10 protein-coding genes are annotated in these 14349 nt (G+C 64.2%); 9 read left to right on the forward strand and 1 reads right to left on the reverse strand.

What is annotated here, in order from left to right; genetic code table 11:
* The first annotated feature begins 27 nt into the window (after window positions 1–27).
* Window positions 28–879, forward strand: a complete 852-nt coding sequence (locus tag CFP68_RS10685; protein ID WP_193825222.1) for a DUF4339 domain-containing protein — start codon at window positions 28–30, stop codon at window positions 877–879.
* A 42-nt stretch (window positions 880–921) separates the two neighbouring features.
* On the opposite strand, the gene CFP68_RS10690 is transcribed toward CFP68_RS10685, so the two are convergent.
* Window positions 922–1740, reverse strand: coding sequence for a sulfotransferase family protein (locus CFP68_RS10690; RefSeq protein WP_099826921.1), 819 nt, complete (start codon window positions 1738–1740; stop codon window positions 922–924).
* A gap of 157 nt (window positions 1741–1897) precedes the next feature.
* On the opposite strand from CFP68_RS10690, the gene CFP68_RS10695 reads away from it, so the two are divergent.
* The 8 genes from CFP68_RS10695 (at window position 1898) to CFP68_RS10730 (ending at window position 14344) form a co-directional block, all read left to right on the forward strand.
* A complete protein-coding gene (locus tag CFP68_RS10695) occupies window positions 1898–3475 on the forward strand; it encodes a DUF5928 domain-containing protein (protein WP_099826922.1) in 1578 nt (525 codons plus the stop codon).
* A 22-nt stretch (window positions 3476–3497) separates the two neighbouring features.
* Entirely contained in the window at window positions 3498–3878 is a 381-nt protein-coding gene (locus CFP68_RS10700) for an HIT domain-containing protein (RefSeq protein ID WP_099826923.1), read from the forward strand.
* Between the two features lie 276 nt (window positions 3879–4154).
* Entirely contained in the window at window positions 4155–4832 is a 678-nt protein-coding gene (locus tag CFP68_RS10705; protein WP_099826924.1) for an ImuA family protein, read from the forward strand.
* Window positions 4801–6267: a Y-family DNA polymerase gene (locus CFP68_RS10710; protein ID WP_193825223.1), complete on the forward strand. Its 1467-nt coding sequence runs from the start codon at window positions 4801–4803 to the stop codon at window positions 6265–6267. The genes CFP68_RS10705 and CFP68_RS10710 overlap by 32 nt, the downstream gene beginning before the upstream one ends.
* Window positions 6267–9569: an error-prone DNA polymerase gene (locus tag CFP68_RS10715; protein ID WP_099826926.1), complete on the forward strand. Its 3303-nt coding sequence runs from the start codon at window positions 6267–6269 to the stop codon at window positions 9567–9569. Before CFP68_RS10710 ends, CFP68_RS10715 begins: the two co-directional genes overlap by 1 nt.
* Window positions 9570–9755: 186 nt before the next feature.
* The gene (locus CFP68_RS10720) at window positions 9756–11573 is read left to right on the forward strand and encodes a PHA/PHB synthase family protein (RefSeq protein WP_099826927.1); all 1818 of its coding nucleotides are present in this window, start codon (window positions 9756–9758) and stop codon (window positions 11571–11573) included.
* A 180-nt stretch (window positions 11574–11753) separates the two neighbouring features.
* Complete coding sequence (locus CFP68_RS10725; RefSeq protein WP_099827114.1) at window positions 11754–13145, forward strand: bifunctional enoyl-CoA hydratase/phosphate acetyltransferase; 1392 nt, start codon at window positions 11754–11756, stop codon at window positions 13143–13145.
* Window positions 13142–14344: an acetate/propionate family kinase gene (locus tag CFP68_RS10730; protein WP_099826928.1), complete on the forward strand. Its 1203-nt coding sequence runs from the start codon at window positions 13142–13144 to the stop codon at window positions 14342–14344. Before CFP68_RS10725 ends, CFP68_RS10730 begins: the two co-directional genes overlap by 4 nt.
* Window positions 14345–14349 lie beyond the last annotated feature (5 nt).

Here is a 14349-nt window from a genome sequence, read left to right on the forward strand (position 1 = left end):
TATTGCAAAAATTGCAGGAGATCTGACATGTTTTCCTTTACGTTTTCAGCAGCCATGCGGGCGGCGGTCCTGACACTTGGCCTGGTCGCGATCAGCGGACCGGCAACCGCCCAGATTTCCCGTTCGCAACCCGACGCCCCCGGCACCAGGACCGAGACCCCGCCACCCGACAACGGTGGCGGCTCGGGCATCTCGCGTCCGCCGCCCCGCAAGGATGCGCCCGTCGTCGACAAAGGCGATACGCCGCCTCCGCCTCCACCCCCACCGCCACCGCCGCCACCCCCGCCGGATCTGGCGATCTATATTGCCGTGAACGGCCAGACGACCGGCCCGTTCGGGCGGGCAGCGCTGGAAGCAAAGGTGGCGGCCGGCGAACTGGGACCCGATACGCTGGTCTGGCAGGCCGGCATGGGACCGTGGGCGCCGGCCTCGTCGCTGCCCGAGTTGCAGAAGATCCTGGCGACCGGCGGCGGCACCGTGCGACGCGACACTCCCGAACCCGAACCCGAAAGCGCGATATCGTTCATCGCCGGCACATGGCGCTATTCCAACGTGGCGATGCCGGTCGAGGGGATCGGCGTCGGCACGCTGAACGGGCAGATCACCTATGCACCTGGCGGACAGATGACCTTCCGCGGCACGCTGGATCTGTTCGTGCAGGGACAAAGCCAACGGCTGGACCTGTCGGGCACGGGCACGTTCACGGCGCGCCGGCTGGACGCCAACCGCATTGAAGTCAGCGCGCAATCCACCATGACCTTCAGCAACCCGATGCTGGGCAGCCAGACCGAATCGTCATCGGACGTGACGATCTTCACGATCGAGGGGCGCAACGCGATCGTGGATCAGGAGGGCAACCGCGCAATGCGCGTCAACTGACGCCAAAGGGGGCGGCGACGCGCGCCGCCCCTGCCCCGCAGGTCAGTCGCCCAGCTTGGCGTGCACCTCGGCCAGATCGATATCGCGCACCGGCATCTTGTTGGACGGATCGTCGAAATCGTATCCGAACAGGCGGAAGTCCTTGTCATATATCTCGCGCATCAGGTGCATCGAAAGGTCGTCGAAATAATCCTCGACCGGATGCAGCCGTTTCGGCCCGTGCCCTTCGGATTCGTTGAAGCGCGGAATGGCGGTCAGGTCGATGGGATGCCTGAGGTCGGCGTGGTCCAGAACGTCGCGCATCCCGTCGTTGAAACGTTCGGTCCAGATGATCCGGTCATAGCGCCCGCCATTGACGATGAAGGTCGATATGTGACCCGACATGGCGGACCAGTGGATATCGGGGTCCATCGGCTTGCGAAACCGGATGGTGTCGCGCACGAACAGCAGGAAGCGGCGGAAACTGCGGATCTGGTCGAACTCGGCCGTGCCGTCGTCACCGCCCACGTCGACCCCGTATTTCTGGATCAGGCCCGGCACCAGGTTGCCGCGATAGCGGTTGCCGTTTCTCTGGACGCCACAGATCTTGTCAAAGAACGACGACAGCACGCGGGTGTATGGATTGCGCACGCAGGTGAACGTGGGGGCCGCGCGCGACTTGACCACCTCTTCTATGCGCGGCTGGCTGTGGTCCTGCGCCCACTTGTGCAACCCCTCCTTGGCGTCGTGGATGTCGCCGTCGAAGAACGTGCCGTGGTCCGAATGGAACATGATCTGCCCGATGGTCGAACAGGCGCATTTCGGCACCACCCGATAGACGAGGCTTTCGCTCTCCGTCATCCACGTTCCGGGAAAACCCATGGCACAAACTCTCCTGAGATCTGGTTGAGCTTCGCATCTTGCAGGATAATGCGGCAGCAATTGGTCAAGGTTCGCAAAACAAGCCTGTTCTGTCACGGCGATCTTGGGCTATCCCGAGGTTACAATTCCACAATGTATCGGTGCGACTGTTTTCGCCATGGCAAAAATCGCCTTCATCCTACTGTGTCACAAGAATCCCGATGCGATCATTCAGCAGGCGCGCGGGCTGACCGCCGTGGGCGATTGCATCTCGATCCATTTCGACGCGGCGGCCGGAACCGAGGCATTCGAGAAGATCCGCCATGCCCTGAAGGATGACCCCAACGTGACATTCGCCCGCCGCCGCCTGAAATGCGGCTGGGGCGCCTGGAGCCTGGTTCAGGCCACCCTGCTGGCGGTCGAGGCGGCGCTGGACGCCTTTCCGCGCGCCACCCATTTCTACATGGTGTCGGGCGATTGCATGGCGATCAAATCCGCCGCCTATGCGCACCGGTTCCTCGACGCCGAGGACGTGGATTACATCGAAAGCGTCGATTACTTCGAATCCGGCTGGATCAAGACCGGCTTTCGCGAAGAACGCCTGATCTATCGTCACTGGTTCAACGAACGCACCCACAAACGCCTGTTTTACACGTCCTACAATATCCAGAAATGGCTGGGTCTGACGCGGGCGGTTCCGGCGGACCTGCAGATGATGATCGGCTCGCAATGGTGGTGCCTCAGGCGGCGCACGGTGGAATGGGTGATGAACTTCTGCCGCGACCGCCCCGATGTGATGCGGTTCTTCCGCACGACCTGGATCCCGGACGAGACGTTCTTTCAGACCATCGTGCGCCACATCGTTCCCGGAACCGAGATCCGGTCGCGCACGCCGACGTTCCTGTTGTTCACCGACTACGGGATGCCGGTGGTGTTCTATAACGATCACTACGATTTGCTGATGTCGCAGGATTACCTGTTCGCGCGCAAGATCAGCCCCGAGGCCACGGCGCTGAAAGCGCGGCTGGGCGCGCTTTATGCCGATGACGCAGCGACGTTCCGCATCAGCAACGAAGGCGCGTCGCTGTTCCGGTTCCTGACAGGCCGCGGGCGGGTCGGGCGCCGGTTCGCACCACGCTTCTGGGAGACGGAATCGACCCTGGGGCGCGAGCGGACCCTGCTCATCCTTGTGTGCAAGAAATGGCATGTGGCCAAGCGCCTGCTGCATCGCATCCGTGACGTGACCGGGCAGCCGACCCTGGAATACCTGTTCGACGAGGAAGCGGCCCCCATGCCCGATCTCGGCGGCATCCAGACGACGATGCCCAAACGCACGCGGCATCGCCGTGCCCTGATGCGGATGCTGTTCGACTATTACGAGACGGACCGGTTGGCGATCTGCCTCGATCCCAACAACATGGATCTCTTGCGGGATTTTCAGACCGACCGCTCGATCACGCGGGTTCTGGAAATCGAATGCACCTTCACCGATGACTATCTGCTGGGGCACGCCCGCCGCGTCGGCCTTGCCGGGGAACGGACGCCCCAGGACACGATCGACGTGCTTTTGCCCACCATACGTGCCGATCTGGGCAACGAAAGCGACATGCTGCGCGGGGCCGGGTTCGAACATTTCTTCGTCCTGCGCGAATCCGACCCGCAGAGCGCCAATGCCGAAGCGCTGGCCGATTTCCTGACGGTCGATATGGCCAAGGCGGCCAAGATCGTCGAAGATCCGGGCCTGTTCGACGACTGAGCGCCAAGTGAAAGGACACCTCATGGCCACGCCCTATGACGACCAGAACATCTTTGCCAAGATCCTGCGCGGCGAGATTCCCAACGACACGGTGCTGGAAACGGATCACACGCTGGCGTTTCGCGACATCGCCCCCCAGGCACCCGAGCATGTGCTGGTGATTCCCAAGGGCGCCTATGTCTGCCACGACGATTTCGCACTGAACGCCAGCGACGCCGAGGTGGTGGATTTCATGCGTGTCACCGGACGGATCTGCGCCATGCTGGGTGTGCAACCGACCGAAGACGGGCCGGGATACCGGGTGATCGCCAACGCCGGCGGACACGGCGTTCAGGAGGTGCCGCATTACCACATGCACATCCTCGCCGGCCGGCCGCTGGGCCGGATGCTCGAGCCGGCCTGAGAACCGGATCAACGGACCCGGTCGTGCAGGCCCAAGTGCGTCGCGGCCGGATCGCCCGTTTTCATGAAACGGGCTCACGGCGACGTTGCGGCATGCCGCCATCTGTGTGGCATGCTGTGAAGATGCAAATCAACCATCTGATATAGAACGATTTTCAAGACCTGCCGCCGTGCCGCGGGCCGGCAGGATCTTCAAGAAGCGATCTTCCCGCGTTTGACTCGATCCTGCCCCACCTGTAGAACAAAACAGGAACGCGCAAGAATCGGTGTGTCGTGCATGACGTCGTTTTCTCATCAGAAATACCAGGACGGACAGACGCAGAAACCTGCTCTGACCGGTCATATTCTGTCGGAGATCTTTCCCGAAACAGCCGCGGACGCGGCGGCCATCGGTTATCTGCTCTGGCGTTTGCCACGCAACGATGCACCGGTCCTGTGGGTGCAGGATCGGTTGTCACACCGCGAAACCGGGCGCCCCTGTCTGGCGGGACTGCAGATGGATCGGCCCATCATCATGGTCAACCTGTCCCGGGCCGCCGATGTGCTTTGGGCGCTGGAAGATGGCTTGCGATGTCGCGCGCTGGCTGCGGTCATAGGCGAAATCTGGGGCGATCCTGTCGCGCTCGACTTTACCGCGACCAAGCGGTTGATGATGCGGGTCGAGGCCGCGAACGTTCCATGCTGGCTCATTCGTCGTGCGGCCAGCCCCAACCTGAGTGCGGCGCGCGACCGTTGGCGCATCGCCAGTGCGCCGTCTGCGTCAAATCCTCACGACACCCAGGCGCCCGGAGCCCCGCGATGGTCGCTCGACCTGTTCCGGTCGCGCCAGTCGAAACCGGGCCAGTGGACCATGACCTATGACCGGAAGACGGATCGTATCGATAACATTACCCCATTTCGCGATCGAGCGGTGGGAACGGACGATGGAACGGCAAGGCAACGCGCCGTCGGATGACATCCTGCTGGTTCTGGCCCGCGAGGGCCAGCACGGGCCGGTTGTCCATGCTGCCAACCGCACCGCGCGCACCACCGGGATCACCCAAGGATCGCGGGTCGTGGACATGAAGGCGATCTGCCCCGAACTGCACGTGGAATACGCCGACGAAGCGGGCGACCGGGCCGCGCTGGATCGTCTTGTTCTCTGGGCACGGCGCTGGTGTCCCTGGACGACGCGCGACGGTGAGGACGGATTGATTCTGGACACGACCGGATCGGCGCATCTTTTCGGTGGCGAAGCGGCAATGCTGATCGAGATCCAGACGCAGTTGTCCCTGCTTGGCCTCACATCGCGGCTGGCCATGGCGTCGACCTGGGGGGCGGCATGGGCCCTGGCGCGCTTCGGGCCGGCACGCACCATCTGTGCGGCGGATGAAACGGCGCTCGGGTTGCGGGCCTTGCCGGTGGCCGGATTGCGGCTGGACGATGCGACCTTGCTGCTTTTGCAAAGGTTGGGGCTGAAAACCATCGGCGCCGTCATGGATGTGCCGCGCCTGTCCCTGACGCGACGTTTCGTGAAGGCGGGGTTGTCGTCCAACCCGCTGATGCGGCTGGATCAGGCGTTGGGCAAGTTGGCCGAACCCGTTGCAAGCGTCGAGGCAAAGCCACGGTTTTCGGTGCAAAGCCGGCTTGCCGACCCGATTTTCGACCCGACCCCGCATCTGCCGGACCTGTGCGAACGCCTGTGCGAGGTCTTGCAGAACGCAGGCATGGGGTGTCGGCGCCTGCATCTGACGGTGTATCGCACCGACGGCGATGTCAGCCGCGTGGACGTTGCCACCTCTGTCAGCACCCGCGATCCCAACCACATGCACAGCCTGTTTCGTGACAAGGTCGAGCGTATCAATCCCGGCTTCGGTTTCGATCTGATCGACCTGACCGCCGGCCGGGTCGAACCGATGCAGGCCCTGCAAACCCACCTTGACGGCAAGACCAGCGACGATCTGGACCTGGCCTTGCTGGTGGACAGGCTGACGGCACGGTTCGGCGCCCGCGCGGTGTCGCGCCCCGTTTTGCGCGAAAGCCATGTGCCCGAGCGGGCCGAAGGGCGCATCGCGGCCCTTGCCAACCCCACCCAGACGGCCCCGGTGATGACCAGGGAGCGTCCGATCCGCCTGCTTGATCACCCCGAGGAGGTGCGCGTGCTTTACGCCGTGCCCGAAGGCCCCCCGGTCCAGTTTGTCTGGCGCAGGCAGACCCATCGCGTCACCCGTTATGCAGGGCCCGAACGGATCGCGCCGGAATGGTGGAGGGACAAACCCGGCACCCGCCTGCGCGATTATTTCAAGATCGAGGATCAGACAGGCCGGCGCCTGTGGCTGTATCGCGAGGGTTTGCACGCGGACGGACGCGGCGGCGAGCCGCGCTGGTTTGTCCACGGGATGTTCGCGTAATGCCCGAAAAGGAAAACCATCACCCGCAACGCGAGATCGACGATGACGCCTTCACGCGCAATCCGCCCGGTGATTTCGTCGAACTTGGCGTCAGCACCTGTTTTTCCTTCCTGCGCGGGGCTTCGGATGCCGTGGACCTGGCGGTGACGGCCCATGCGCTGGGCTATGACAAGCTGGGCTGTGCCGACCTGAACACCATGGCGGGCGTGGTGCGTCTGCACGCGGCGGCGCACAAGACACAGATCACCCCCGTGATCGGATGCCGTCTTCAGTTGGTCACGGGCGAGACGTTTCTGGCCTATCCCCGCAACCGCGCCGCCTATGGCAGGCTCTGCACGTTGTTGTCGAAAGGCAAGATGCAGGCCACCGATGGATCCTGGCAGATCAAGGGAACCTGCGACATCACCCTGGATGATCTGGCACGACACAGCGCGGATGTGCAGCTGATCGTTCTGCCCGGCCATGATCTGGATCATTTCAGCGCCGGCCTGCGCCGTCTGAAGCGCGCGCTGCCCAGCCTGGACTATATCGCCGCCAATTACCTGTATCGCGGCGATGATCGGGCGCGGATCAATCGGCTCGACAGTCTGGCCAAGGCCCATGGGCTGTCCATTCTGGCCACGAACGATGTGCATTACCACGCCCCCGAACGCCGCCCCTTGCAGGATGTGATGACCTGTATCCTGAACAGGACCACGATCCAGAAGGCCGGCTTCCTGCTTGACGCCAACGCGGAACGCCACCTCAAATCGCCGGCCCAGATGAAGACCATGTTCGCGCGATGGCCCCACGCCATCCGGGCAACACGTGTTGTCGCGGATGCTTGCGATTTCGACCTGCGCGAGCTGTCGTATGAATATCCGCGGGAAACGGTGCCCGGCGGATGCACGCCCCAGGAATATCTGGACCAGCAGACCTGGGAAGGTGCGGCCTGGCGGTATCCCGACGGCATCCCCGACAAGGTCAGGGCGACGTTGCACAAGGAACTGGCCCTGATCGCCAAGCTGGACATCGCCCAGTATTTCCTGACCGTCCAGAACATCGTGAACCACGCCAGGCACGATTGCAAACCGCCGATCCTGTGCCAGGGGCGGGGATCGGCCGCCAATTCCGCCGTCTGTTACGTGCTTGGCATCACCGCGGTCGATCCCGCGATCAACGACCTGCTGTTCGAACGTTTCATCAACGAGGAACGCAGGGAGCCGCCAGACATCGACGTCGATTTCGAACATGAACGCCGTGAGGAGGTGATTCAGCACATCTATGACAAGTATGGCCGCGATCGGGCGGCGCTGTGTGCCACCGTCATCCATTATCGCCCCCGCATGGCCGTGCGCGAGGTCGGCAAGGTCATGGGGCTTTCGGAAGACATCACCACGGCCTTGTCCAAGACGATCTGGGGATCCTGGGGCCGCGAGGTCGGTGCGCGCGAGGCGGCCGAGGCCGGCATCGACCTGAACGACCCGTTGATCAGGCGCATGATCACGATCGCGGACCAGATGATCGGAATGCCCCGCCACCTGGGCCAGCACGTGGGCGGCTTCGTCCTGACGGAAAATCCGCTGACCCAGACCGTTCCCATCGGCAACGGCGCCATGCCCGAGCGCAGCTTCATCGAATGGGACAAGGACGACATCAACGAATTGCGGATCCTCAAGATCGACGTGCTGGCCCTCGGGATGCTCACCTGTATCCGCAAGGCGTTCGACATGATCGAGGCGCACTACGGACGCAGACTGACCCTGGCGAATGTTCCCCAGGACGATCCGGCGACCTATGACATGCTCTGCAAAGGCGACAGTCTGGGCGTCTTCCAGGTCGAAAGCCGCGCCCAGATGAACATGCTGCCGCGCCTGAAGCCGCGCGAATTCTATGATCTGGTCATTCAGGTCGCCATCGTTCGCCCCGGTCCGATCCAGGGCGACATGGTGCACCCCTATCTGCGCCGGCGCAGCGGACGCGAGGTGGAAAGCTATCCTTCTCCCGGTGCGCCCCATGATCCGGACGAGCTGAAGAACATCCTGAAGCGGACCAAGGGCGTTCCCATCTTCCAGGAACAGGCGATGCGGATCGCCATGGTCGCCGCCAGGTTTTCCCCCACCGAAGCCAACCAGTTGCGCAAGGCGATGGCCACGTTCCGCTCGCGCGGCACCATCGGCGCCCTTGAGGAAAAGATGGTCGGACGGATGGTCGAACGGGGCTATGATCCGGACTTCGCCAGTCGATGCTTCAACCAGATCAAGGGATTCGGCGACTATGGCTTTCCCGAAAGCCATGCCGCAAGCTTCGCCCACCTGGTCTATGTTTCCAGCTGGCTCAAATGTCATTATCCCGATGTGTTCTGTGCGGCCCTGCTGAACGCGCAACCGATGGGGTTCTATGCGCCGGCGCAGATCGTGCGCGATGCCCGCGAACACGGGGTCGCCATACGTCCGGTGGATGTGAATTACAGTGATTGGGACACGACGCTGGAACCTGTCGAACCGGGCGTCTTTGCGGTCAGATTGGGGTTGCGCCAGATTGACGGCATGCGACAGGACATGGCGCAACGGATCATGGAGGCGCGGCAGGACGCGTTCACCGACCTGGCCGATCTGAAGAAACGCGCCCGTCTCGATTCAGGCAGCACGCGCAGATTGGCCGCGGCAGACGCCGTGCGATCCATGCAACTGGACAGGCGGCAGGCGCTCTGGGATGCCCGCGCGCTGCGCGATGCGCCCGATTTACCCCTGTTTCGGGACGATTCTGACGAAGGCCCCGAGATCCGGTTTGACCTGCCCGAAATGCCCGTTTGCGAACATGTGGTTGTCGATTACCAGACGACCCGGCTTTCCCTGAAGGCCCATCCCATGTCGTTCTTGCGCAAGAGCATGGCAAGACAGGGATACAGCACGACCGGATCCCTGAAAGACATGCGCAACGGCAGATCCGTCAAGCTGGCCGGAATCGTGTTGATCCGCCAACGCCCCGGCAGCGCAAAGGGCGTGTGCTTCATCACGCTCGAGGATGAGATCGGTGTCGCCAACCTGGTCGTGTGGCCAAAGGTGATGGAGACCTTCCGCAAGGTGATCATGCAGGCGCGGATCATTGATGTAAGGGGCATGGTGCAACGCACGGATGACGTGATCCACATCGTCGCGCACCACCTGAAAGACCGCAGCGACGCGCTCGACCGGTTGTCGGATGACGTGATGCAGACGCCCCTGGCCCGCGCCGACGAGGTGAAGAAGAAAATGCCGAACGGCACCAATCGCCACCCGCGCAACGTGCGGATCATCCCGAAATCGCGTGATTTCCACTAGCCGCCCGAACCCGAGATCCGACCGCGCGACCTGCCCCTGACGGGCGGTGCTGCCGCCGGGGAACGCAGCCAGGCCCCCATCCCCCGGATCGGGGCGCACTGACCCAGATCAATGCCGCACCCTCACAGAAGGTCTAGGATAACGAAGGGTCGCGCGTTTTTCGCGCCTTCAATCGAAGGACACGTCATGGCTGAATATCCCAAGTTGATCACGTCGCAGTCGCGCAAGGCCGCGGCCCCGTCAAGGGATGCGGCCCCCGACACATCCGACGCCACCCCGGCACCGACCGGGCGCCCCTTTGAAACGCTGGACCGGATGAGCCATGCCAGCATCGCCAAGGCCACCTCGGGGATTTCGCCGGCGGTGCTTGGCATGGCGTGGATGGATTGGGCGATGCATCTGGCGGCCTCTCCGGGCAAGCGGCTGGACCTGGCACAGCAGGCCATGCAGAACGCCCAGGCGCTGTGGGCCGAAAGCATGGGGATCGAGCCATCGGCCGACACGCCGGCCGACGCCCCCGACGCGGCACCCGACCGCCGGTTCAAGGGGGCCGAGTGGCAGAAATACCCGTTCAACGTCTGGTCGCGCGCCCATCGACGCCATTGGCAATGGTGGCAGAACGCGATGACCGACGTGCACGGCGTGACCCCGGCCCATGAAAACCTGATGGCGTTTGTTGCCAGCATGATCGTCGATACCGTCGCGCCCTCCAATTTCGCGGCGACCAACCCCGAGGTGATCGCCGCCACGCGTGCCTCTTCGGGGCAGAACCTGATCCGCGGCGCGCGTCACCTGTCCGAAGACATCGCCCGCCGTCTGGGCGAGGCCGAGCCCCCGGGCCCGCAACCCTTCGAGGTCGGTCGCAACCTGGCCACCACCCCCGGCAAGGTGGTGTTCCGCAACGATCTGATCGAACTGATCCAATATGCGCCGACCTGCGAAAAGGTCCGCCCCGAGCCGATCCTGATCGTGCCGGCGTGGATCATGAAATATTACATCCTGGATCTTTCGGCGCAGAACTCGCTGGTCCGGTTCCTGGTCGCGCAGGGATACACGGTGTTCATCATCTCGTGGAAGAACCCCGACGCCGACGACCGCGATCTGGACATGGAGGATTACCGCCGCCTTGGCGTGATGGCGGCCATGGACGCGGTGCAGACGATCACCCGCGCGCCGAAGCTTCACGCGGTGGGCTATTGCCTCGGCGGCACGCTTCTGTCGATCGCGGCCGCCGCCATGGGCCCCGGCGACGAACGCCTGGCTTCCGTCACCTTGCTGGCGGCACAGGTCGATTTCACCGAGGCCGGGCCGCTGCGCCTGTTCATCACCGAAAGCGGCGTCACCCTGATCGAGGACATGATGGCCGAAAAGGGATACCTGTCGTCCGACCAGATGGCGGGCGCCTTTGCCCTGCTGCGGGCGCGCGACCTGATCTGGGCGCCCGCGATCCGCGATTACCTGCTGGGCCAGCGGGGCGAATCCTTCGACCTGATGGCCTGGAACGCCGATGCCACGCGAATGCCCGCCCGGATGCATGCACAATACCTGCGCAAGATGTATCTGAACAACGACCTGGCCGACGGGCGCTATCGCGTCGACGGCCGCGCCATCGCGGTGTCGGACATCCGCGCGCCGATCTTCGCGGTCGGCACCGAAGACGATCACGTGGCGCCGTGGAAATCGGTCTATAAACTGCATCTGTTCGCCGATACCGATGTGACCTTCGTGCTGACCAGCGGCGGCCACAACGCGGGCATCGTGTCGGAACCGGGCCATCGCGGCCGCCATTTCCGCATCGCCCACACGGCGGCTGACGCCCCCTGGCGCGACCCCTGCGGATGGTGCGCCGAACACGATGCTCAGGACGGATCGTGGTGGATTCCCTTCGTCCAATGGCTTGACGAACGCTCGGGCACGTTGGGGGCGCCGCCGCCCATGGCCACCGCATCGGGCAAGTGCAAGGCGATCTGCGACGCGCCGGGCACATACGTGATGCAGCGATGACATGGGTGACGAAACGCCGGCGCACGCCATCGACCACCGATCGCATCGCCGGAAAGCTCGACCAATGCCGCCGTGGCGGCCATGGTGTCCGGCAATGCGGCACGCCGCATTCCGGGCGCTGCCGCCCGTGTTGACGGGGCCTGCATCTTCGGGCCTGAACAGGATAATCAGACGGTGACCATGCAATATATCGAAAACCGAACCTTCGACGAGATCGCCATCGGCGACGCCGCCGAATTGACGCGAACGCTGAGGCCGCAGGATATCGAACTGTTCGCGGTGATGTCGCGCGACGTGAATCCCGCCCATCTGGATGAACAATACACCAAGACCGACATGTTCCACGGGATCATCACCCATGGCATGTGGGGTGGTGCATTGATTTCGGCGGTGCTGGGCACCGAACTTCCCGGTCCGGGCACGGTTTTCCTGAACCAGAGCCTGACCTTCCTCGCGCCGGTCGGAATCGGCGATACCGTCACCGTGCGCGTGGAAGTGACCGAGAAACAGCCCGACGAACGCCTGTTGCTTGCGTGTGCCTGTATCAACCAGCACGGCGAGACGGTGATCGAGGGCGTGGCAAAGGTGATCGCGCCGCGCGACAAGGTTCGCCGCCCCCGCGTGGTCCTGCCCGAGGTCCACCTGCACGAACAGGGTGCGCAATATGCCCGGCTGATCGCGGCGACCGCCGCGCTTGCCCCGGTCCGCACCGCGGTGGTGCATCCCTGCGATGCGCTGTCGCTGGGCGGTGCGATCGAGGCCGCGCAGCAGGGCATGATCCTGCCGGTTCTGGTCGGCCCCCGCGCACGGATCGACGCCGCGGCCCAAGACGCGGGGTGCAATCTGGACGGGATCGAGATCATCGACACCCCCCACAGCCACGCCGCCGCCGCCGCCGCCGTCGCACTGGTGCGCGAAGGCAAGGTGGCCGCCCTGATGAAGGGATCGCTGCACACCGACGAGTTGCTGGAAGCGGCCATTGATTCGACCCTCGGGCTGCGGACCGAGCGCCGGATGAGCCATGTCTATGCGCTCGACGTGCCGACCTATCCCAAACCGCTTCTGATCACCGATGCCGCGATCAACATCGACCCCGATCTGACGACCAAGCGCGACATCATCCAGAATGCGATCGAACTTGCCCAGGCCCTGGGCATCGATCTTCCCCGGGTCGCGATCCTGTCGGCGGTCGAGACGGTGAACCCCCGCATCGCATCGACGCTGGACGCGGCGGCCCTGTGCAAGATGGCCGACCGGGGCCAGATTACCGGCGGGCTGATCGACGGCCCGCTGGCCTTTGACAACGCCATCTCGCCGGTGGCCGTGGCGGCCAAGGGCATCGTGTCGGACGTGGCGGGCCAGGCGGACATCCTGGTCGCGCCCGATCTTGAATCCGGCAACATGATCGCCAAACAGCTGATCTATCTGGCCGGCGCGGATGCCGCGGGCATCGTGCTGGGCGCGCGGGTGCCGATCATCCTGACCAGCCGGGCGGACAGCCGCGTATCGCGGCTTGCCTCCTGTGCCATGGCACAGCTTTTCATCCATCACAAAACGCTGGCCATGAAATGACCGATGCCATCCTGGTCCTGAACGCAGGCTCTTCCAGCCTCAAGTTCGCCGTCTACCGCGACGAGGCCGATCCGCAATCGCCGGTGCTGCGCGGCAAGATCCGCGGCATCGGGACTGCGGCGATCTTCACGGCGCGCGATGCCGATGGCGATCCGGTGCCGGCACGGGCGGCCATGACGCCCCGGCCGTCGGCCAGCCACGGTGATCTCATTCCCGCGCTTCTCGACTGGCTCGAGTCCCACCTTGCCGGTTTCACCGTCACCGCCGCGGGGCATCGCGTGGTCCATGGCGGCGCGTCGCATACCGGACCCGCGCGGGTCAGCGACGCGGTGCTGCGCGATCTCGACGCGCTGATCCCGCTGGCGCCACTTCACCAGCCCCACAACCTGGCCGCGGTGCGCTGCATTTCCGCCTCGGCCCCCGACCTTGCGCAGGTGGTCTGTTTCGACACCAGCTTTCATCGCACCCAGGGCCGGCTGGCCCAAATGTTCGCCCTGCCCCGCGCGCTCAGCGATCTGGGAATCGTGCGCTATGGCTTTCACGGGCTGTCCTATGATTACATCGCGGGTGTCCTGCCGACCTTCCTCGGGGCGCGGGCCGAGGGGCGGGTTGTCGTCGCGCACCTGGGCAACGGCGCCAGCCTGTGCGCCATGAAGGCCCGCCAGAGCGTGGCCACCACGATGGGGTTCACTGCCTTGGACGGCCTGGTGATGGGCCAGAGATGCGGCGCGCTCGACCCCGGTGTCCTGCTTTACCTGCTGGAGCAGAAAGGCATGACGCCGGACCGGATCAGCCAGCTTCTCTATCACGAATCCGGTCTTCTCGGGGTGTCGGGCATCAGCAACGACATGGCCACGCTCGAGAAAAGCGCGGCACCCGAAGCGCGCGAGGCGATCGATCTGTTCTGCTATCGCGCCGCCGGCGAAATCGCCCGGCTTGCGGCCGCGACCGGCGGCCTCGATGCCATCGTCTTCACCGCCGGCATCGGTGAAAATTCCGCCCTTGTCCGCGATCTGATCTGTGACCAACTTGGGTGGATGGGCGTCGCGCTGAACCCCGACGCCAACGCACGCAACGCGACAAGGATCGCGAGCGATACCAGTGCCGTGGATGTGCTGGTCCTGCCCACGGACGAAGAGCGCGTCATCGCACGCGCCACCCATCGGCTGATCCACGGCGCACCCGCACACCCGGGCTAAGCCGT

This window comes from Oceaniglobus indicus, assembly GCF_002751875.1.
Classification (GTDB): Bacteria; Pseudomonadota; Alphaproteobacteria; order Rhodobacterales; family Rhodobacteraceae; genus Oceaniglobus; species Oceaniglobus indicus.

Coding starts and splice junctions, on each gene's coding strand:
- CFP68_RS10705 (WP_099826924.1), top strand. CDS start 4,155: ATGACGTCGTTTTCTCATCAGAAATACCAGGACGGACAGACGCAGAAA.
- CFP68_RS10695 (WP_099826922.1), top strand. CDS start 1,898: ATGGCAAAAATCGCCTTCATCCTACTGTGTCACAAGAATCCCGATGCG.
- CFP68_RS10690 (WP_099826921.1), bottom strand. CDS start 1,740: ATGGGTTTTCCCGGAACGTGGATGACGGAGAGCGAAAGCCTCGTCTAT.
- CFP68_RS10700 (WP_099826923.1), top strand. CDS start 3,498: ATGGCCACGCCCTATGACGACCAGAACATCTTTGCCAAGATCCTGCGC.
- CFP68_RS10725 (WP_099827114.1), top strand. CDS start 11,754: ATGCAATATATCGAAAACCGAACCTTCGACGAGATCGCCATCGGCGAC.
- CFP68_RS10715 (WP_099826926.1), top strand. CDS start 6,267: ATGCCCGAAAAGGAAAACCATCACCCGCAACGCGAGATCGACGATGAC.
- CFP68_RS10685 (WP_193825222.1), top strand. CDS start 28: ATGTTTTCCTTTACGTTTTCAGCAGCCATGCGGGCGGCGGTCCTGACA.
- CFP68_RS10720 (WP_099826927.1), top strand. CDS start 9,756: ATGGCTGAATATCCCAAGTTGATCACGTCGCAGTCGCGCAAGGCCGCG.
- CFP68_RS10730 (WP_099826928.1), top strand. CDS start 13,142: ATGACCGATGCCATCCTGGTCCTGAACGCAGGCTCTTCCAGCCTCAAG.
- CFP68_RS10710 (WP_193825223.1), top strand. CDS start 4,801: ATGGAACGGCAAGGCAACGCGCCGTCGGATGACATCCTGCTGGTTCTG.